15 protein-coding genes and 2 pseudogenes are annotated in these 18,545 nt (G+C 65.1%); 7 read left to right on the top strand and 10 right to left on the bottom strand.

What is annotated here, in order from left to right; translation table 11 throughout:
- Positions 1–50: 50 nt before the first annotated feature.
- On the bottom strand, positions 51–635 hold the full coding sequence (locus tag J1902_RS08830) for a dihydrofolate reductase family protein (protein WP_207615882.1): 585 nt from the start codon (positions 633–635) through the stop codon (positions 51–53).
- Positions 636–1,259: 624 nt separating this feature from the next.
- A complete protein-coding gene (locus J1902_RS08825; RefSeq protein WP_207615881.1) occupies positions 1,260–2,303 on the bottom strand; it encodes a saccharopine dehydrogenase NADP-binding domain-containing protein in 1,044 nt (347 codons plus the stop codon).
- Between the two features lie 68 nt (positions 2,304–2,371).
- Here J1902_RS08825 and J1902_RS08820 point away from each other — a divergent pair, with 68 nt between their 5' ends.
- The 4 genes from J1902_RS08820 to J1902_RS08805 all read left to right on the top strand — a co-directional run bounded on the left by J1902_RS08820 (position 2,372) and on the right by J1902_RS08805 (position 6,515).
- A complete protein-coding gene (locus J1902_RS08820) occupies positions 2,372–2,974 on the top strand; it encodes a TetR/AcrR family transcriptional regulator (protein ID WP_207615880.1) in 603 nt (200 codons plus the stop codon).
- A 4-nt stretch (positions 2,975–2,978) separates the two neighbouring features.
- Positions 2,979–3,860 carry an AfsA-related hotdog domain-containing protein gene (locus J1902_RS08815; RefSeq protein WP_207615879.1) on the top strand — a complete coding sequence of 294 codons (882 nt, stop codon included), beginning with the start codon at positions 2,979–2,981 and terminating at the stop codon, positions 3,858–3,860.
- A gap of 343 nt (positions 3,861–4,203) precedes the next feature.
- Entirely contained in the window at positions 4,204–5,574 is a 1,371-nt protein-coding gene (locus tag J1902_RS08810) for a hypothetical protein (protein WP_207615878.1), read from the top strand.
- 8 nt (positions 5,575–5,582) lie between these two features.
- Positions 5,583–6,515 (top strand): hypothetical protein, encoded by a 933-nt coding sequence (locus J1902_RS08805; protein WP_207615877.1) that lies wholly within the window; start codon positions 5,583–5,585, stop codon positions 6,513–6,515.
- Between the two features lie 68 nt (positions 6,516–6,583).
- On the opposite strand, the gene J1902_RS08800 is transcribed toward J1902_RS08805, so the two are convergent.
- The 4 genes from J1902_RS08800 to J1902_RS08785 all read right to left on the bottom strand — a co-directional run bounded on the left by J1902_RS08800 (position 6,584) and on the right by J1902_RS08785 (position 10,966).
- The gene (locus tag J1902_RS08800; protein WP_207615876.1) at positions 6,584–7,363 is read right to left on the bottom strand and encodes an enoyl-CoA hydratase; all 780 of its coding nucleotides are present in this window, start codon (positions 7,361–7,363) and stop codon (positions 6,584–6,586) included.
- A gap of 74 nt (positions 7,364–7,437) precedes the next feature.
- On the bottom strand, positions 7,438–8,367 hold the full coding sequence (gene mmsB / locus J1902_RS08795) for a 3-hydroxyisobutyrate dehydrogenase (RefSeq protein ID WP_207615875.1): 930 nt from the start codon (positions 8,365–8,367) through the stop codon (positions 7,438–7,440).
- Complete coding sequence (locus tag J1902_RS08790) at positions 8,364–9,467, bottom strand: enoyl-CoA hydratase/isomerase family protein (protein ID WP_207615874.1); 1,104 nt, start codon at positions 9,465–9,467, stop codon at positions 8,364–8,366. The genes mmsB and J1902_RS08790 overlap by 4 nt, the downstream gene beginning before the upstream one ends.
- Complete coding sequence (locus tag J1902_RS08785; RefSeq protein ID WP_207615873.1) at positions 9,467–10,966, bottom strand: CoA-acylating methylmalonate-semialdehyde dehydrogenase; 1,500 nt, start codon at positions 10,964–10,966, stop codon at positions 9,467–9,469. Before J1902_RS08785 ends, J1902_RS08790 begins: the two co-directional genes overlap by 1 nt.
- Positions 10,967–11,219: 253 nt before the next feature.
- Between J1902_RS08785 and J1902_RS08780 the strand changes: the two genes are divergently transcribed.
- Both J1902_RS08780 and J1902_RS08775 read left to right on the top strand, forming a co-directional pair.
- Entirely contained in the window at positions 11,220–13,370 is a 2,151-nt protein-coding gene (locus J1902_RS08780; protein WP_207615872.1) for an amylo-alpha-1,6-glucosidase, read from the top strand.
- A 122-nt stretch (positions 13,371–13,492) separates the two neighbouring features.
- Positions 13,493–13,594, top strand: a pseudogene (locus J1902_RS08775) (LuxR C-terminal-related transcriptional regulator); the annotation flags it as partial.
- A 34-nt stretch (positions 13,595–13,628) separates the two neighbouring features.
- Here J1902_RS08775 and J1902_RS08770 read toward each other — a convergent pair.
- Both J1902_RS08770 and J1902_RS08765 read right to left on the bottom strand, forming a co-directional pair.
- Positions 13,629–15,032, bottom strand: coding sequence for a flavin reductase family protein (locus J1902_RS08770; RefSeq protein ID WP_207615871.1), 1,404 nt, complete (start codon positions 15,030–15,032; stop codon positions 13,629–13,631).
- Entirely contained in the window at positions 15,029–16,333 is a 1,305-nt protein-coding gene (locus tag J1902_RS08765; protein WP_207615869.1) for an aromatic ring-hydroxylating oxygenase subunit alpha, read from the bottom strand. The genes J1902_RS08770 and J1902_RS08765 overlap by 4 nt, the downstream gene beginning before the upstream one ends.
- Positions 16,334–16,493: 160 nt before the next feature.
- Here J1902_RS08765 and J1902_RS08760 point away from each other — a divergent pair, with 160 nt between their 5' ends.
- On the top strand, positions 16,494–17,426 hold the full coding sequence (locus tag J1902_RS08760) for a LysR family transcriptional regulator (protein ID WP_207615868.1): 933 nt from the start codon (positions 16,494–16,496) through the stop codon (positions 17,424–17,426).
- A 48-nt stretch (positions 17,427–17,474) separates the two neighbouring features.
- Here J1902_RS08760 and J1902_RS19320 read toward each other — a convergent pair.
- Together J1902_RS19320 and J1902_RS08750 are read right to left on the bottom strand one after the other, a co-directional pair.
- Positions 17,475–17,700, bottom strand: a pseudogene (locus tag J1902_RS19320) (S-(hydroxymethyl)mycothiol dehydrogenase); the annotation flags it as partial.
- A 115-nt stretch (positions 17,701–17,815) separates the two neighbouring features.
- The gene (locus J1902_RS08750) at positions 17,816–18,244 is read right to left on the bottom strand and encodes an MFS transporter (RefSeq protein WP_207615865.1); all 429 of its coding nucleotides are present in this window, start codon (positions 18,242–18,244) and stop codon (positions 17,816–17,818) included.
- Positions 18,245–18,545 lie beyond the last annotated feature (301 nt).

Here is an 18,545-nt window from a genome sequence, read left to right as displayed (position 1 = left end):
CGGATACGGGTGCCGCCAGCGGCTCCTTCAAGGATGCGTTCAGGCGTCAGCTATTCACCGCGGCCGGACCGCACCATGTACTCAAGCTCCACCAAACCGGCGTCGTACGTTTTGGCGCTCAGCAGGGTCAGCAGGGCCGGATCCTGCCCGGCCGGGAAGGCCCCGCGTCCGGCGCCGATCGCCACGGGCATCACCACGAGCCGCACGCCGTCCACCTCCCCGGCCGCGAAAAACGCTTCGCTCAGCGTGAGGCTGCCCCAGAGCACAACGGTGCCTGCGGCTTCGTCTTTGATCCGGCGTATCGCCTCCACGGCGTCACCCGACTCGATGGTGGCCGCAGGGTAATCGCCCCACGGTGCGGCCTTGAGCTGGCTTGAGAACACGTAACGGCGGAGCCCGTTCAACGCGGGGGAGATGATTTCGCCCTCTGATGCCGGGGTCGGCCAGTACTCTGCGAACATCCTGTACGTGGAGGCGCCCAGCACCATGGCATCGACTGTCTTGAGCCACTCAACCTGATTGCGCTCGAACTCGGCCGTGCCGCCGTCGAGCAGCTCATAGGCCCTGAACTCATTGTTGGCGTCGGCCGCAAAGCCATCGGCGGTGACGAATTGCTGAACGACCAGTTGTCCCATGATCGGCTCCTTGCGTCGGGTGGCAGCAGGACTCTACGCCGGCCGCGGAAACCCTTCAACCCCCACGGAGAACCCCGGCGATGTGAGTATCGGGACAAGGCTGAATGCCCGACTCCTACCCGCCCGGTTTGGAGCCTCGCCGCATATCCAAGTACTGAGCTCATCAAGTGGAGTAACCAATCCGAGTAGCTCCAAGTAGTTCCAAGTAGTTCCAGGCGGATCACGGTGAATACCAAGTACCGCCGCGTAGCTCCGACCGGGATGCCGCCAAAAAGTCGAGTAGTGGCTACGGATGTGCCCCCTGCCCTCCGCTTGGTTTACTGAAAGCAGCCAAAAATGCAAAGGAAAAGGCCTCCCGATGCAGCAACCCGCAGCCCGAACCAGCACCGGCCCCCGGCCGTTGCGCGGTGGCGCGGACACCGGATTTCAACCGGCGCGCTGGACGCACCTCCTGCCAGCAGCGCCCCCAGAACGGAGCCGGCGGCGATAGAGCCCCCTGAGACCAGGACTCTACCCCCAGCCGCCGCCGGCTCCCACATAATATAATGCACCATCCGCCCGGACCGGGCAGCACAGACGAACACGCCCGGACCGGGCGGTGCGTGAACCCCGCGCTGAAGGTCCTCAGAAGTCCGTGAGCCGCAGTCCGGGCAAGCAAAGCGTGTAGTCCGCTCCCAGCAACTGCCCGGACGTCCGGAATCCGCTTAGCCGCGAGGCGCCCAGGCGCTGCGCAAGCTCCAAGGCGATCACCGCCGTCGTATCCGTCCCGTGTCCGTGAACCCAGCCGGCCTCCGCGGCGCCACGGTGATTTTTTGCCTCAACCCAGATCATGGAAGGGGCGGGGGCGGGTCCTTGCCCTGAACCAGCGCCCAGTCGGCCAGTGCCCTGCCGTCCGGCGCGCGGCGGGCCGAAGCTGCCCGCGCGGGCGAGCGTCCGGGCGAGCGGAACGGCCAGCCGCGAGATCACCGGGCCGGTCCGCGTGGTGAAATAGGCCGCCACATTGCGCACTCCCGTTGACTGCGCGACGGCGAACATCTCGCCGCTGCCGATCGGCACCGCCGAGCGCCGGCCTTCCGGCAATTCGAAGTCCGCGATCCGGTTGGGACCCGGGGCCAACACGCCGTCCCTGACCCGCCAGTTGCCCGCCGCCAGAAGATCCGACGCCGTCCGCCGCGCACCTTCGCTTCGGACAGCGCCAGGCGAGGACCGCACGATAGTCACTGTATCGGCGTCCGGGATCCTGTCCAGCACATGGGACGCGAGCCCCTCCACGACGGCGGTGGCGAAGCCGGCTCCGGGGACCAGCGCGACGCCGGCCCCCTGGGCTTCGGCGTCCAGGGACCACGCGTCGCGGAACGTGGCGAGCTCGTTCGAGACATCGACGTAATGGCAGCCGTTGCGCAGGCACGCCCTCGCGAGCGCGGGCGCCGTCCGGCGAAAGGGTCCGGCAGCGTTGACCAGCACCCGGGCTCCCTGCAAGAGGCGGGACAGGGCATCGGCATCCGTAGCCGTGGAAGTCCGCCACTCCAGGCCCAGGGAGCCGGCCGCGGCAGCCACCCGGACAGCATCCCGGCCGCCCATCACGGGTTCAACGCCGGCTTCCTTGGCGAGCCGCGCGGTCCGCATCCCCACAGAGCCGCACCCGTAGATCATGAGAATAGCCGCCACCCACATTCTGCTCGTGACCGTGTTTCTGACCATGGCGCAGGAAGTCCCTGGCTACACTGTGCTTCATTATGATGCAGAGCGCGGGGCGGCCACGGAACGCTGACCTGGATGTTGCCCTGATCAAGGCGGCTGAGGAGCTCATCCTGGACAGGGGCTTCAGCGCCGTCTCCGTCGAAGCCGTTTCGGCAAAGGCGGGAACCACACGCCCCGCCTTTTACCGCCGCTTCGACGGCATTCCCGATCTCATTCTCGCCCTGCTTTTGGAGCGTTTCGCCACCGACCTCGATGCGGTGCTGGACTTTGGCAGCCTGCCCGCCGACCTTGAGGCGATCCAACGCGAGCAGGTGGCGCTCTTCGAGGACCCGCTGGTGAAATCCAGTTTCACGGGCTTCCTGGATTCCCTGCACACCAACGATCAATTGAGACAGATCTTCCTGGAGAAGTTCCTGGGCCCCAGGCGGGCCGCCGTGGCTGCCATCATCCGCAGGGCCCAAAGCCGCGGGGAAATCCCCGATTTTCCTGATGTTGAGTGGATCTGCGACCTGATCACCGGCCCCATGGTCATGCGGATCCTGCTGCCGGGGCTCCTCCCGCTGGATGATGCGCTTGTCATGAACACCGTTGCCAGCGCCCTTCACGCGCTGGGTTATCAATCGTCTGAGGGGAGATGATGCCATGCAGGCCCACATCGATCGGACGCTGGTCCACAAGTCATCCGCTGACGCGGTGCTGCTGAGTTCGGCGGACAAGGTAAGCGTAGGCTGCTGGGAATTCGAGGGCGCGCTCCCCGGGAAAAGGGCGGGCGAAGGTTCGCCGGACGGCCTCCCGGTCCTCCTGGGCATGGAGCTTATGCGGCAGACCGCCATCGCCTACGCCCATCTGGAAGGTCAGGTTCCCCTGGACTGGGCGCTGCTCATGAACGTGCTCGATTTTGGCTGGCTGCCGGAGGCCGCGCACCATCCCGCAGCAAGCCTGTTGGCCGGTACCGTCCGCGTGAACACGCAGTCGGTGCGGATGCGGCGGGAACACGTCAGCGAACTCACCCTGGAAGCGGAATACAGTGCGGGCGGCGTCCTGGTGGCGGCAGGCCACGGGCAAGTGTCCTGCCTTTCCTCCACTGCTTACCGGGCCATCCGGAGGAACGCGCCGGCGGTTGACAGGCACAACACCGGCCCCCTGCACATGGTGCTGGCGAACGTTCACCGTGCCGGCAACCGGCTTGAGTCGGAGCTCGTGTGGAACTGGGGAGATGCCGTCACCTTCGACCATTTTTCGGACCACCTGCCCGGCATGCTGCTGGCCCGGGCCATGGTGGAGGCACACCGGCAACTCACGGGATCCGAGCCCGTCCATGTCCGCGTCAAGTGCGAGAACTTCGGGGAGTTCAACGCGCCCGTCATGGTCGTGGCGCAGCTTTGCGGGAGCGCAGACACCCACGTCACCATCACCCAGGCCGACAGGCCCCTGGCGGGCGGGCGCTGCAGCGGTTCAAATGAGGGCACACCCCACGGTGGCGAAGGGGCAAGGACCATTGACCGGGAGTCCCTGCCCCATTAGTATTTCGTTACGTAGCGAGTCGTAATCCAATGGCCGTGGCAGGCATCATCAAGCCGCCAACAGCCCGACGACCAACGCTCAGCAAGTGAATGGGGGTTCACACTTCAGTGTCTTGCCACCCCCCCATCGTTGGGGAAGCGTCCAGTCCCCAACCAGCCAGGATCCCAGGCGATCCACAGGCAACAGCGGCTGTGGGCAACAGCAGAATCCGCGCGCGTTTGGTCCGCGGCGGACTCCATCAGCAGGACCGGGAAGCGGCCTCGCTGACTTCAGTGGTTCCACCGTCACAACGGCGCCCAGCCAAGGGGTGGCCGCGATGCGAAATACCAAGGAGTGAAAAGACATGAGTGACACAGTTGATTCCATGCTCCACCACCTGGAATGGGATGCCACGGACATCCCCACCACCGACCACCCCCTGGCGACCACCCGCCAGTACGCCGTGCCAACAGCGGCCACCGCCGAGGACAACGACAAAGCCTGGAATCACCTCTACGGGGCAATGATTGCCGGGATGGGCCTGAAAGCCGACAATTTCCAGCTGAACTACCCGTTCCTCACCTGGGACTGGCCCATCACCAACATCGGCTACACCTCAGCCGCGCAGTACGACTTCTGCTCCACCGTTCCGCAGTTCAGCGCCACGGGAGCGTATGTCTCCGCCGGCGTCCAGTTCAACGACACCTACGGCCAGGTGCTCAATGTCTTGGCGGCAAACACCACGGATCCGATTCTTGAGGAGAAGATCAGCCAGGCACGGAACGTGCTGAACATTGCCACCAACGACTTCCAGACCACGTACGCGCAGGCGCGCAATGCGTACCTGCAGGAGACCGGCGGCACCAACATCCCGTCATTCCTGGAGTGGCAGGGCAGCTACGGCGGCAAGCCGTGGGCAGCCCAGCTCGACGCCGCGGACAAGACCGTCCAGGCAAAGCAGCGCGTCCTGAACCAGTTGCTGTCCGAGACCATCACACCCGGCCTGAATGAAGCCGTGGCGCGGTACGGGAACAAGGATTACTACACCAAGCTGCAGGACCCCTCACTCAGCAGCTTCCCCGCGGTGCCGGGATACTCCCTGGGCATGGACGCAACCACGTGGCTGCAGAAGGTCAAGGCGGGAACGGGCGGCAGCAGCGGCCACATCGGCTTCACCAACGAACAGGCCGAATACGACTACAGCAAGACCTGGGCCAAAGGCAGTGCCTCGGTGGGAAACTTCTTCTGGAGCGTGAACGTCGGCGGTTCCTGGGAGCGCGTCGAGGAGTTCGGCTCGGACAGCTCCCTCGAGGTGAACGTGAATTTCGAGGCCTGGGACACCATCCCCATCGGGGCGGGCCGCTGGTACAACGGTGCGTTCGTCCGGAGCATGACCGAGGGCCCGTTCATCCGCGGCTATTCCGCATACGGGGCAGGCGGGGAGAAGGCCGTGTGGGGGCGGGGCGGCATCATGGACGTCCAAAAGGTGGGCATGATCGTTTGCTACAAGCCGTCGTTCTCCATCAAGGTCAGCAGCTCGTCCTTCACGTCCTTCTCGAACAAGTGGAGCGTCTCCGCAGGTGTGCGGATCGGTCCGTTCAACTTCGATGGCGGAGGCGGCAGTTCCTCCTCCGGATGGACCGCGGATTCCGCGACCAGCACGTTCACGGGGACCTCGACCGCGGAGACAGCCCTCATACTGGGGACCACCATCGCCCTGGTCAACCCGGAATAGGGACGGCCATGGCCCTCGAGCAGGAGCAGATCGAGCCGATACTGCACACGGTGCGTACGTGGCTTTCCCATGAGAACATCACGGGCCTCACTGTGGGGCCCAAGACGATCAATGGCCAGGAGACGGAGCAACTGGCGGTGGTGGTCCACGTGGTGAAGAAAAAGCGTCCGGAGGAGCTGGGGATCGATGATCTGGTGGTGCCGCCCTTCGTGGAGGTCCACGTCCAGGACGATGCCGCCGGGCCGCCACGCGTGGAACAGGTCGCCACCGATGTCATTGAGACAGGGCAAATACGCCTCAGCGTCCTGAACGAGAAGGTCCGCCCGACGCCGGGTGGTTACCAGGTGTCCGCGCCCGCAGGGTGGTTCGCCGAGGGAACAGGCACGCTCGGCGTGAACATGGTCTGGGGAGGCCGGTTCAGGATGCTCACCAACAACCATGTCATCTCCAAGAACGGGACCCGTGGACCCACCGTGTACCAGCCCGACTGGGCGCTGTGGGGAAACAGCCTCTCCGACGTCGCGGGTTATGTGAATGTGGTGACCTATGCCAACCGGTCCGAACCGAACCCGACCTTCAACTCGACGGACTTTGCCTGGTGCAACATGACGGCAGACAACGGCGACCGCGCGATTCACGGGATCGGGACGCCTACAGGCTACCGTCCACCGCTCGTCAAGGAGGCCGTCAGCTGGATCGGCAAACAGACAGCCGTGGTGCAGCACGCCACCATCACCAGCAAGAGCGGCCAGTTTGTCATGGAGTTCCTGCCTGGACGGTGGGCCTGGTTCGAAAACTGCCTCAGTTTCAGCGGGGGCACAGTGATTGACGGCGACTCGGGCTCGGCGATTGTCGCCACGGACGACATGCAGGTGGTGGGGCTGATCTTTGCGAGCAACAGCCAGCACCGGGGGTTCGGCGTCCGGATACCGGGCCCCTGAGCTGGCCGGCCGCTCCTCAACCGGAGTCACAGTCCGTCCCCGCCATCACGGCGGGACGGACTGTGGCGTCAGCGGTGCTTGAACTCCGGCGTCCGCTTCTCGGAGAACGCGGCCATGCCTTCCTTCTGGTCCTCGGTGGCGAACAGCGAGTGGAACACCCTGCGCTCAAACAGCACCCCCTGGGCCAGGCCGACTTCGAAGGCCGCGTTGACGGCTTCCTTGGCCACCATGGCCACGGGCTTGGACTTGGAGGCGATCACCTCTGCCGCCTTGAGGGCTTCCTCCACCACATCGGCGGCCGGCACCACACGGGACACCAGGCCCGCCCGCTCGGCCTCCTCGGCGCCCATGAAGCGGCCGGTGAGCACCATGTCCATGGCCTTGGCCTTGCCCACGGCGTGGGTGAGCCGCTGGGAGCCACCCATGCCCGGAATGACGCCGAGGTTGATTTCAGGCTGGCCGAACTTGGCGTTGTCTCCGGCGATGATGAAGTCGCACATCATGGCCAGTTCGCAGCCGCCGCCCAGGGCAAAGCCGGACACCGCCGCAACGATAGGGATGCGCAGGCGGGTGAGATCCTCCCAGCCGCGGAACCAGTCCGCCGCGTACATCTCCATGTAGCCCTTGGACTGCATCTCCTTGATATCCGCCCCGGCGGCAAAGGCCTTGGCGGATCCGGTCACCACCACGGCGCCCACCTCGGGGTCAACATCCATGGCGGAAACGGCTGCCACGAGCTCATCCATGAGCGCCTTGTTGAGCGCGTTGAGCGCCTCCGGCCGGTTCAGTGTCACCAGGCCCACACGGCCCCGGCGTTCCACCAGAATGTTTTCGTACTGCTCCGCCATGCCGTGCCCCTCGTCTGAAGTCCCCTCTGGATCCTTCGTCCGAGTCTGATTGATAACGTCTGTTGCCGCCAAAGTTAAGCTCCCGATTTGTCGCGGATGTCGGTAATGATGCCGGAGAAGTCACGCCCGGCGCCGCCCTCTGCGGCGAAGGTGTCATAGATCTGTGAGGCCAGGTGCCCCATCTTCCCGTCGACGCCGGTGCTTTCCAGGGCGTTGACGGCAAGCCGGAGGTCCTTGGCCATGAGGGCCCCGGCAAAACCCGGCTGATAGTCCCGGTTGGCCGGGCTGGCGGGCACGGGCCCCGGAACGGGACAGTTGGTGGTCAGCGCCCAGCACTGGCCGGAGGCGTTGGAGGCGACGTCGAACAGCGCCTGGTGCGTCAGGCCCAGCTTCTCGCCGAGCACAAAGGCCTCGCTCACGGCGATCATGGAGACGCCCAGGATCATGTTATTGCAGACCTTGGCGGCCTGCCCGGCGCCGTGGTCGCCGCAGTGCACAATCCTCCTGCCCATGAGCTCCAGGATGGGCTTCACGGTCTCGAAATCCTCCGGCAAAGCGCCCACCATGAACGTCAAAGTGCCTGCCTCGGCACCCACCACACCGCCGGACACCGGGGCATCCACGGAACGGTGGCCGGCCTCGAGGGCAATGGCCGCGGCCTCCCGGGCCTCGTCCACGTTGATGGTGGAGCAGTCCAGGAACAGGGTGTCCGGAGCGGCCACTGAGAGCAGACCGGGCGCCCCGTCCACACCGCGGTAGGCGTCCAGGACGTGCTTGCCGCTGGGCAGCATGGTCAGCACCACGTTGGCGCCGTTTACTGCTTCCTCAGCGGAGGCCACCATGGGAACCCCATGCTCCTTGGCAGCCTCAACGGCGGCCGGCACAGGATCGAAGCCCACCACTCGGTGCCCGGCCTTGATCAGGTTCGCCGCCATGGGACCACCCATGTGCCCGAGCCCCAGGAAAGCGATGGTGCCCGTGTCCACTGCTGGGTTTTCTGTCATTTCGTCTCCTTTGACTGGCTGAAGCTCTGCATCCCGGCGCTTACGCTGCCGAGGCCGAGTTCCCGTTCGCCGAGCGATTCAAAACAGGCTTCGACGGCGGCCTCGCCCACCTCGGCGAGCGTGGCCGGCTGCCACTGCGGATTGCGGTCTTTCTCGACCACCTGCGCCCGGATGCCTTCACGGAAGTCCGGGCCGGCCAGGAAGCGCAGTCCCACCCGGTATTCCTGGTTCAGCGCCTCTTCGAGCGAAAGCCCCCGCACACACCGCAGGGAGGCCAGCGCCACCTTCACGGCCGTGGGCGACTTCTGTTCGATGGTGCCAGCGGCCTCCGCCGCCTCGCCACCCGCGGCGCGCAGCCGGCGGACAATCTCCTCCGCGTCATCGGTGGAATAGGTGGCATCGATCCAGTCCCGCTGTCCCTCCAGCGCCGAGGCCGGCGGTTCTTGGGCAAAGCGCCCGACGGCGGCCTCCGCCGTCGAGCTTTCCAGCGCTTCGGCCAGCGCGGGAAGACTGCCGGACGGCACGAACGTGTCCGCGAGCCCCAGGAACAGGGCGTCGGCCCCGTCCAGGTGGGCGCCCGTGAGGGCGGCGTGCGTGCCTGCCTCCCCCGGTGAGCGGGACAGCAGCAGGGTCCCGCCGACGTCGGGCACAAAACCAATGGTGGTTTCCGGCATGCCCGTCCGCGTCCGTTCGGTCACCACCCGGACCGAGCCGTGGGCCGAGACGCCCACGCCGCCGCCGAGCACCAGCCCGTCCATGAAGGCCACATAGGGCTTGGGGTAGCCGGCGATGAGCGCGTTGAGCCGGTATTCGGCGGCCCAGAACTCGGCCGTGGCGTTGCCGCTGCGCAGCATGTCCTGGTAGATGGCCACGATGTCCCCGCCAGCGCACAGCCCGCGGTCACCGGCGCCCTGCACCAGGACGGTGGCAACGGCGTCGTCGTCCGCCCAGGCGGTGAGCTGTTCCAGCATGGCGTCCACCATGCCGAGCGTGAGGGCGTTGACGGCCTTGGGCCGGTTCAGCGTGATCACGCCCAGGTGCCCGCGGCGTTCGAACAGGACCTCGTTCCCGCTCGCCGCGGCTCCGGGAAAGCCAGCCATCAGCTGCCTGCCGGCATCACGAAGCTGGCGCCCTGGCGGATGCCCGAGGGCCAGCGGGTGGTGACCGTCTTGGTCTTGGTGTAGAAGCGGAAGGCGTCCGCGCCGTGCTGGTTCAGGTCGCCGAAGCCCGAGGCCTTCCAGCCGCCGAAGGTGTAGTACGCGATCGGGACGGGGATGGGGACATTGATGCCCACCATGCCCACCTCGACGCGGCTGGCGAAGTCGCGGGCGGAGTCGCCGTCGCGGGTGAAGATCGCCACGCCGTTGCCGAACTCGTGCTCGGAGCAGAGCCGGAGCGCTTCGTCGTAGTCGGCGGCGCGCAGCACGCTCAGCACCGGCCCGAAGATCTCCTCCTTGTAGATGGACATGTCCTTGGTGACATGGTCGAACAGCGTGGGGCCCACCCAGAAACCGCCGTCGTAGCCGTCCACGGTGAGGCCGCGGCCGTCCGTGAGGAGCGTTGCGCCCTCGTCCACGCCGGCCTGGATGTAGCCTTCGATCCGTTCCTTGGCGGACTTGGCAACGACGGGGCCGAAGTCCGAGTCCTTGGACAGGCTGTGGCCCACCTTGAGCTCCTTGATGCGGTCCTGCAGCTTGGAAACGAGCTGGTTGGCGGTTTCCTCGCCCACGGGAACGGCCACGGAAATGGCCATGCAGCGTTCGCCCGCTGAGCCGAAGCCGGCGCCGATCAGGGCGTCCGCGGCCATGTCCAGGTCCGCGTCAGGCATGATCACCATGTGGTTCTTGGCGCCGCCGAAGCACTGGGCCCGCTTGCCGTGCGCGGCGGCCGTGGCGTAGATGTACTGGGCGATCGGCGTGGAGCCCACGAAGCCGATGGCCTTCACGCGCGGGTCCTCCAGCAGCGCGTCCACGGCTTCCTTGTCGCCGTTGACGACGTTGAAGACGCCGTTCGGCAGCCCCGCCTCGGTGAAGAGCTCGGCCAGGCGCAGCGGCACGGAGGGGTCCCGCTCGGAAGGCTTGAGGATGAAGGCGTTGCCCGCCGCGAGCGCCGGGCCGGACTTCCACAGCGGGATCATCGCCGGGAAATTGAAGGGCGTGATGCCCGCGACGACGCCGAGGGGCTGGCGCAGCGAGTGGACATCGATGCCCGTGCCAGCGTTGTCCGAGAATTCGCCCTTGAGCAGGTGAGGGGCGTTGGCGGCGAACTCCACCACTTCGATGCCGCGCTGGATGTCCCCCTTGGCGTCCGGGAACGTCTTGCCGTGTTCGGAGGAGAGCAGCGTGGCGAGCTCGTCCATGTGCTCGTTGACCAGGTCCACGAACTTGAGGAGGATCCGGCCGCGGCGCTGCGGGTTCATGGCCGCCCATTCGAGCTGGCCCTTCTCCGCGTTGGAAACGGCGTTCTGCACTTCTGCCTTGCTGGCCAGGGGAAGCTTCGCCTGCACTTCACCGGTGCAGGGATCGTAGACGTCGCTGAACCTCCCGGAAGTGCCGTCGATCCGCTGGCCGTCTACGTAGTGGGAAAGCTCTTGCACCATGATGGAATGCTCCTTTGCATATGAGTGAGTGCCCTGCCATCGGCCTCGGGAACACATGTCCACCTGTGATCCGGGTCATCTCTGATCCCGAATATACTCGGACTTCCTACTAATTTCTAGAGTTGCTCCTTGGGGCCTTTGCAGGCCTCCGGCGCATCTGGGATGCGGCTCCGGAAATCCAGCCTCTGGTATCCACAGGTCCTCCGGCGTAGCGTCAACTACATCCACGCTGATGCCGTCGAAGGAGCACGAAGTGGCTGGATGGAATGCCGACACTGGCGCGGGTCCGCTCGGTTCCGGAACGGTGACGCTCGTTGAAGGTTCCTCCTTCTGCATCTCGGCCGCCAACGGGGACATCCGGCCCGACCTGCCGCACGGCGTCTTCCACTTGGACACGCGCATCCTGTCTTGCTGGGAGCTGACCATCAACGGCCAGCCCATCGAGCCACTGGCGGCAGAAACCAAGGAGCCCTACCGGGCCTTATTCGCAGGCCGGGTACCCCGCTCCGACGGATACGCGGACAGTCCATTGCTCGTGGAACGGCTGCGTGAAGTCGGAGCCGGGATTCTCGAGGAGATCACCCTCCGGAACTACTCGACGCAACCGGCCGAGTGCAGCATCACGCTGACCGTCGAGGCCGATTTCGCGGATCTCTTTGAAGTGAAGGAAGCCAGGATCACCCGCCAATGGACGGAAACCCGCCGGCTGGAGGGCGACTCGCTGGAAATTCGGGGGCAGTGGGAGGGCGTCCGGAAAAGTGTGGTGATCCGGGCCGAAGGTGCCGGTGTCGGCGCCAAGGCCCTGGGCTTCAAGACAACGATTCCGCCCTCCGGGCACTGGAGGACCCGCGTGAGCGTAGTGCCCGGAGCCGGGACCATGGCGCCCTTCGCCCATCCAGCGCGCGGGGAAATGTCCCCCAGCGACCGGAGGCGGCAGGAGTGGGTGGAAAAGATCCCGGTGCTGCAGATGGGCAACCACTCCATAGAGCGGACCCTGAAACGCAGCTACGAGGACCTGGGCGCCCTCCGCATCCAGGATCCCGACCATCCGGACAGGGTTGTGGTGGCCGCAGGCGCTCCGTGGTTCATGACGCTGTTCGGCCGCGACTCCCTCTGGGCGTCCGAGATGGCGCTGCCCGTGGACCCGTCTCTGGCGCTGGGTACGCTCCGCACGCTGGCCGACCGCCAGGGAACAGTGGTGGATCTTGTGAGCGAGGAAGAGCCTGGCAAGATCCTTCACGAAGTCAGGCTCGGCGTCTCCAGCGGCCTCGCCCTGGGCGGAAAGTCCGCCTACTACGGCAGCGTGGATGCAACACCGCTCTTTGTGATTGTCTTGGGTTCGGTCAGCCGCTGGGGCTTCGCCAAGGACACCATCTCCGCCCTCCTGCCCAACGCCGACCACGCTCTTGACTGGATCCGCGACTACGGAGATCGGGACGGCGATGGCTTCGTGGAATATGGCCGCCTCAACGAGCACGGACTCATCAACCAGGGGTGGAAGGACTCGTGGGACGGCATCAACTTCGCGGACGGCACCCTCGCGGAACCTCCCCTGGCGCTGTGTGAAGTTCAGGCGTACGTGCACGGTGCGTATATGGCCCGGGCCTGGATGGCGTACGACGACGGCGACCTCACCTTGGCTGCGGAGCTTCGGGAGCGCGCGGATCGCCTCAAGCAGAAGTTCAACGAAGAGTTTTGGCTTCCGGACAAGGGCTACTACGCGGTTGCGTTGGACCGCGACAAGCGGCCGGTGGACTCCTGCGCGTCGAACATGGGCCACTGCCTATGGTTTGGCTTGATTGATGAGGACAAGGCCCCATCCGTGGTGGAGCACCTGATGTCCCCCGAGATGTTCAGCGGCTGGGGAGTCCGGACCCTCGCCTCCAACATGGGCGCCTACAACCCGGCCAGCTACCACAACGGATCCGTCTGGCCGCATGACAACGCCCTGATTGCCCAAGGGCTGCTGAGGTATGGCTTCGTGGAGGAAGCCCAGCGGATTGCCACTGCGTTGTTGGAGGCTGCCGAATATTCGGGCGGACGGCTCCCCGAGCTCTTCTGCGGATTCGACCGGCAACAGTTCAATGAGCCAGTGCCCTACCCCACCGCCTGCTCGCCGCAGGCATGGGCTGCCACCACGCCAATACAGCTGGTTACGGGACTCATGCGCTACGACGCCCACATTTCCTTGGGCGGCGTGTGGCTGAATCCCGCGCTGCCGGAATCCTACGGCGAACTGCACATCAGCAACGCGCCGATGGGAACCGGCCGGGTCACCATCGACATCGCAGGCTCGGAGTCCACCGTCCAGGGCCTGCCGGAAGGGCTGACGCTCCACCACGCGCAGAGGCCCTGGATCACTGAGCTCGTGGAGCGGGCGCAGCTGGAGAAGCCGGAAAATTAGAACGCCCGAAAGAGCGCCTTCCCAGGCACTCTTCCTGGGCGGAACCTTTTGGGTCGGCGGGAATCAGTTACTGGATGGCTGCTTTGAGTTCCTTGGCGGCCAGTTCCGGGTCGGCGGCGCAGCGAAACACCGTCAAGTTCCATCTCCGCAACCTCTTCCGGAAACTCGACGTCCGGTCCCGCACTGAGGCCATCGCATTGGCACACAGTGCGGGACTCCGGTAGTCGCTGGCTTTTCGGCTAGAGCAGCTGGAAGCGGCTAGGCATCGATCACCAAATCGGTCCGCGCGGTGGAGCAGCAGGGCAGGAACTTCCCTGCATCGATTTCCCGTGCGCGGATTCCGCCCTGGTGGTTCATCTCGACCTCCCCGGAAAGCTTGACGACCTTGCAGGAGCCACACATGCCTTCCTTGCAGTTCGCGCCGATCCTGACGCCCGCACGCTGGGCCACCCCGAGGATGTGTTCGGTGGGGTCGATCCGCACATTGATGCCAGTGCGCATGAAGGACAGGGTGAGGCTTCCCGTTCCCACGGTGTCGAAGCTCGAGGCGTCAGGGGAATCGGCCTCCGGCGCCATGCCCGAACTGCCGTCGGGGTCTTCGGAACCGGGTGCGTCCGGGTCGACGGTTTCCAGCGGCAGCCCCGTGGCCTTCAGGGTTCCCTCGGCGTCGTAGCCAGGCTCGTAGAGTCCGAACGCGTTGGGCTGGCTTTCATAGTAGTCCTCGGCGGAATCGGCGATTTCCTCTGCGATGTCCGCTGCAAGCGCGAGCTCCGCCTGGTATTCAAGGAGCGTCTGGCGATCTCCCGAGAAGAATTCCATGTAGATGGAGGTGTCGTCGACGCCCACCTTCCCCAGGAGCTCGGTGGCGGTGTTCAGGTAACCCTCGGGGCCGCAGGCATAGACCTGGCGGCCGTTGGCATCGGGTGCCACCTCGTCGAGCATGGCTGCCGTCAGCCTTCCGTTGAGCCCTTCCCACCCCTCAGGTTTGCTGCGGTCGCCCAGGGAGTAGAAGACCTTGACGCGCGAGTCCACGGAGGCGATGTAGGCCAACTCCCGGTGGAAGGCAAAGCCTCCGGCCTCCGCTCCGTGGTAAAGCACCACAACATCAGCCTGTCCGGGCAGGGAGTGGATGGTCCGCACCATCGACATGATGGGAGTGATGCCTGCGCCGGCGGCCAACAAGAGGTACCGCGCCCGCCGGTCGGCATCGGGCAGGTGAAATGCCCCGACCGGTCCGAGCATCTCGAGCACCGTGCCGGGTTTGACATTCTCGTGCACCCACGGTGAGACCAGTCCCGTGGGGTCGCATTTGACGGTGATGTTGAAGGTCCACGGCTCTGTGGGCGAACTGGACAGCGAGTAGCTGCGGTCCGACGGATCCTGGTCCTCGCCGTTCACTGGAAAGGCGACGTTCACGTACTGGCCCGCACGGAACGCCAGGGGCGCACCGTCGCAGCGGCGGAACACGAAGGTCATCATGCCGCCCGCCTCGGGAACGGTCTCGACACATTCGGCCATGAACTCCTGCGGATGCCAGGGGCCCAATGCACGGGCGGCGCCGGCGGGTCCCTCGGTGCTGCCCATCACCCTGTTCCACGGCATCTCAAGACCGCGAATGCGCTGTGGTTCCTGGATTGCCGCCTCAGTGAGGAGTTCAATCATGCCAAGTGCTCCTGCACGCGCTGCACGTACCAGTTGATGAACGCCTCCACCTGGTATTCGCTCTTCATGTACGGGCCGGGCTCGTAGGCGGGGCTGCCGGCGCCCTTCTGGCACAGCTCCACGAACGCCTTGTCCTGCAGATTGGTCTGCTTCCAGGTGTAGGTGAGCTTCTCCAAGTCGTAATCGACGCCTTCCACGGCGTCGTCAGCCACCAGCCATGTGGTGCGTACGAGGCTCTGGTGTTCGTTGATGGGGAAGACGCCGAACGTGATGACGTGGTCCCCGAGGAAATGGAACCAGCTGTTGGGCTGCAGGTGCATCGAGCAGCGGCCAAGGCGGAAGTCGGGCAAGTCACCGAGCAGCTTCTTGGAGAGCCTGCGCCCATCGGGGGAGAACGATTCGCCCTCTCCGTCGAGCGCTTCCCGGGAAATGCGGATTCCCGCGATGCGGGTGTCAAGCTCCTCGACCACCTCATAGGGAAGGCCATAGCGGCGGCAACGCTCCTCGAGCGAGGACTGGGCCTGCTTGTCGCGGTTCCACACTTCCTCAAGGTGGGCAGGGATGAGGCCCTCCGTCAGGCCCCACGTGGGGAAGAGGGAGCAGGCGAGTTCCGGGTGGCCGTCGCAGTGGTAGCACTCACGGTTGTTCTCCATGACGAGCTTCCAGTTGCCCTCTTCGACAATGTTCTGCTGGTAGGCGATCTTGGTCTTCGACAGATCGTGGGGCGCGAGGTAAGGCTCGAAGATCTTGGAGGTTTCGTCGAAATCCGTCGGCGGTTCGTCCGCAATGCAGACGAAGATGAGGCCTGCGATCACGCGGCCGTGGGCGCGCTTGAGGCCGAAGCAACTCTTGTCGAACTTCGTTTCCCCCGGTGCCGAGGCGTGGATCAAATTGCCGTCAGGGGAGTAGGTCCAGGAGTGGTAGCCGCAGACCAGGTTTCCGGTTGACCCCGCGGCTTCGGTCAGGACGCGGGCGCCGCGGTGGCGGCATACGTTGTGCAGGACGTTCACGCCGCCGTCGTCATTGCGCAGCACGATCAGGGAGTAGGGTCCATAGTCGACGGTGACGTAGTCGCCCGGCTCCGGCAGTTCGGCGATGCTGGCGGCAAAGATCCAGTGCTGGCCAAAAATGGCCTCCATGTCGATGTTAAAAATCGTCGGATCGGTGTAGAAGGGGGCATCGAGGGAATATCCCGTGCGCCGGAAATCGAACAACTCGGTGATTTCCGCCAGCTGCTCTGCAGGCAGTGATGAAGCGAGTTTGCCGCGTGATTTGAGGGGCGAGTTCACTGGAGCAGTCATGTGTTTCCTCCCGGGAGACGTTGGGTAAGGGTGCGATTCGTGGGGACCACGGTTGTTGGGTGCAATCGACGTGGTCGAAAACCTTGTAGTCATGAGATTAGGGACGATTGAACTGCGAAAAAAGCGCAACATTTAGAAGAGAACCGTGCACAATAGGTGCATGATCGATCCAAGGCTCATAACTCTTCGGGTGTTTGCCCGGTGCGGCACCGTTGGCGCAACCGCGGAGCTCACAGGTTATTCTCCCTCCGCCGTCTCCGCGCAATTGCGGGAGCTCCAGCGCATGCTTGGAATGCAGCTGCTGACGAAGGACGGCCGGGGTGTGCGGCTGACCGCCACGGGCCGCTTTCTCGTGGCCGGCTCGGACGCCCTCATTGCCGAATGGGAGAGCCTGCGCGCCGCAGCCATGAAGGCCGGCGACCAGGTGCAGTCACATTTTGGCCTCGGCGGATTCTCCACGGCGGCCGCCCAGTTGCTCGCGCCGCTGGCCGCCACCCTGCGCTCAACACGCCCCCTGCTGGAGGTACAGGTACTCGAGGCCAACCCGGCCCGCTGCTTCGACTTGTTGGTTGCCGAGCGAATCGACCTCGCAGTCATCGTTGCCATGCAGTCCGACACCTATGGTGAGGACGATCCGCGCTTCGAGCAGACCGTCCTGCTCGACGATCCGCTGGACGTGATCATTCCCGCCGACCATCCATTGGCATCGCGGGAAACGGTGACGCTCGAAGAGCTGGCGTCAGAACCCTGGATCACGGAGGCCGCCGGCTCCACCTACCATTCCCTATTCACTGCGGCGTTCACGGCAGTCGGGGTGACACCGCGGATTGCCCACGAGGCCGTCGAATGGGAAACCCAAATCGCCTTCGTGGGCGCGGGGCTGGGCGTGGGCCTGCTGCCGCGACTGGCGCCCCTGCACAGTGCCGAAAACGTGGTTCGACTGCGCATTACTGGCAAGGGGAAGCCCGCGCGCCGCATTGTCGCTGCGGTGCGCAGGGGCAGCATCTCATCGCCCCTGATCCAGGAGTCGCTCGGCATCCTGCAGACCAGCGCCAATCGGATCCTCGCCGCCCGGCCCGAAGACGATCTCTGAAATCGCATGCATCATGGAGAAGGGCCGGGCGGCGCCTTGCGCTCGGCCCCCATGGTGGTCTTGTCCACCGACCTGTTCGATGGTGATGCGTTCTGTGACGAAGGCATCCAGGTTGAGGTTGCCCTGTTTGTAGTGATCCACCACCAGCGCCACACCGCCAGAGAGGCCGCGGGCGTAGAAGGCCTGCTGATCGGCTTCAGGACGTCTGACGGCGTCAATCACCACGTCTGCGCCGTTAGCCTCCCATGAGGGCCAGGATGGCTTCGACGGGATCCACGAGGGCGAAATTCACCCCCGTGGGTGGCGCCCCGGAGACTTGGCCACTTTGACCTTGTGAACGCCGCTGGGTTCCTTTCTTGGACCGCTGAGGTCTTGGTGCGCAACCCGTTCTAGACGGTAGTGGTGTTGGACTGGTTCTCTGGAGCTGCAGCCGGGATGGTCTCCTTGCCGCCGGCAGCGGCAGCGAGTGACATGCCCTTGGTTTCTTCTGCCATGAGCACGCAAATCAACCATCCCAGGGCGGTAAGTCCAGCGGCGGCCAACATCGTGGGCCCAATCCCCCGGTCGCGCAGGGCGAACGGAATCACGAAGGTTCCGATTGCGGCGCCAATCCGGCTGGCGCCGGTGGTGATGCCGATCGCGCTTGCCCGGACCTCCCTGGGGAACAGTTCGCTGGGGTACGCCCACTCGAGGATGTTCGGACCACTGTGCTTCTGCTGCGAAAACTGCGGCGGCGTCCACCTGGTCGCCCAGACCCACGCGCAGGGCTTCCTCGGCTTCCTTTGGTCGGCCGTTTGTCGCGCATCACACCATGTCAATCCGTGAAGCGCCCCCCCCCACGAGGTGGGTCAAACCCAGACCTGATATCCGGTCGACTTATCAAAAAGTCGCCGCGTACTGGCTCCCGCGGCGGCGATCCACAAGGCAGAGTCGTCGTCCGATGCCTGCTCAACCACGCCCGTCATGACATGGTCATCCAAGAGCCACACCTCAACCGTGTGGCCAGTCAACTTAGCCCAATCCTTCCGCAAACCGCGGCCATCAACGGTCTTCAACGGCTTCATGCACAACACTTCGCCCTACCAGCCGCGCTCGGCGAGGCGGTGCGGCTGCGGGATC

Origin of the sequence: Arthrobacter cavernae, from assembly GCF_017368795.1 — a bacterium.
Lineage (GTDB): Bacteria > Actinomycetota > Actinomycetes > Actinomycetales > Micrococcaceae > Arthrobacter > Arthrobacter cavernae.
This window is presented reverse-complemented; position numbering and strand designations above follow the sequence as displayed.

Coding starts and splice junctions, on each gene's coding strand:
- J1902_RS08820 (WP_207615880.1), top strand. CDS start 2,372: ATGATGCAGAGCGCGGGGCGGCCACGGAACGCTGACCTGGATGTTGCC.
- J1902_RS08810 (WP_207615878.1), top strand. CDS start 4,204: ATGAGTGACACAGTTGATTCCATGCTCCACCACCTGGAATGGGATGCC.
- J1902_RS08815 (WP_207615879.1), top strand. CDS start 2,979: ATGCAGGCCCACATCGATCGGACGCTGGTCCACAAGTCATCCGCTGAC.
- mmsB (WP_207615875.1), bottom strand. CDS start 8,367: ATGACAGAAAACCCAGCAGTGGACACGGGCACCATCGCTTTCCTGGGG.
- J1902_RS08830 (WP_207615882.1), bottom strand. CDS start 635: ATGGGACAACTGGTCGTTCAGCAATTCGTCACCGCCGATGGCTTTGCG.
- J1902_RS08790 (WP_207615874.1), bottom strand. CDS start 9,467: ATGGCTGGCTTTCCCGGAGCCGCGGCGAGCGGGAACGAGGTCCTGTTC.
- J1902_RS08785 (WP_207615873.1), bottom strand. CDS start 10,966: ATGGTGCAAGAGCTTTCCCACTACGTAGACGGCCAGCGGATCGACGGC.
- J1902_RS08800 (WP_207615876.1), bottom strand. CDS start 7,363: ATGGCGGAGCAGTACGAAAACATTCTGGTGGAACGCCGGGGCCGTGTG.
- J1902_RS08805 (WP_207615877.1), top strand. CDS start 5,583: ATGGCCCTCGAGCAGGAGCAGATCGAGCCGATACTGCACACGGTGCGT.
- J1902_RS08760 (WP_207615868.1), top strand. CDS start 16,494: ATGATCGATCCAAGGCTCATAACTCTTCGGGTGTTTGCCCGGTGCGGC.
- J1902_RS08765 (WP_207615869.1), bottom strand. CDS start 16,333: ATGACTGCTCCAGTGAACTCGCCCCTCAAATCACGCGGCAAACTCGCT.
- J1902_RS08770 (WP_207615871.1), bottom strand. CDS start 15,032: ATGATTGAACTCCTCACTGAGGCGGCAATCCAGGAACCACAGCGCATT.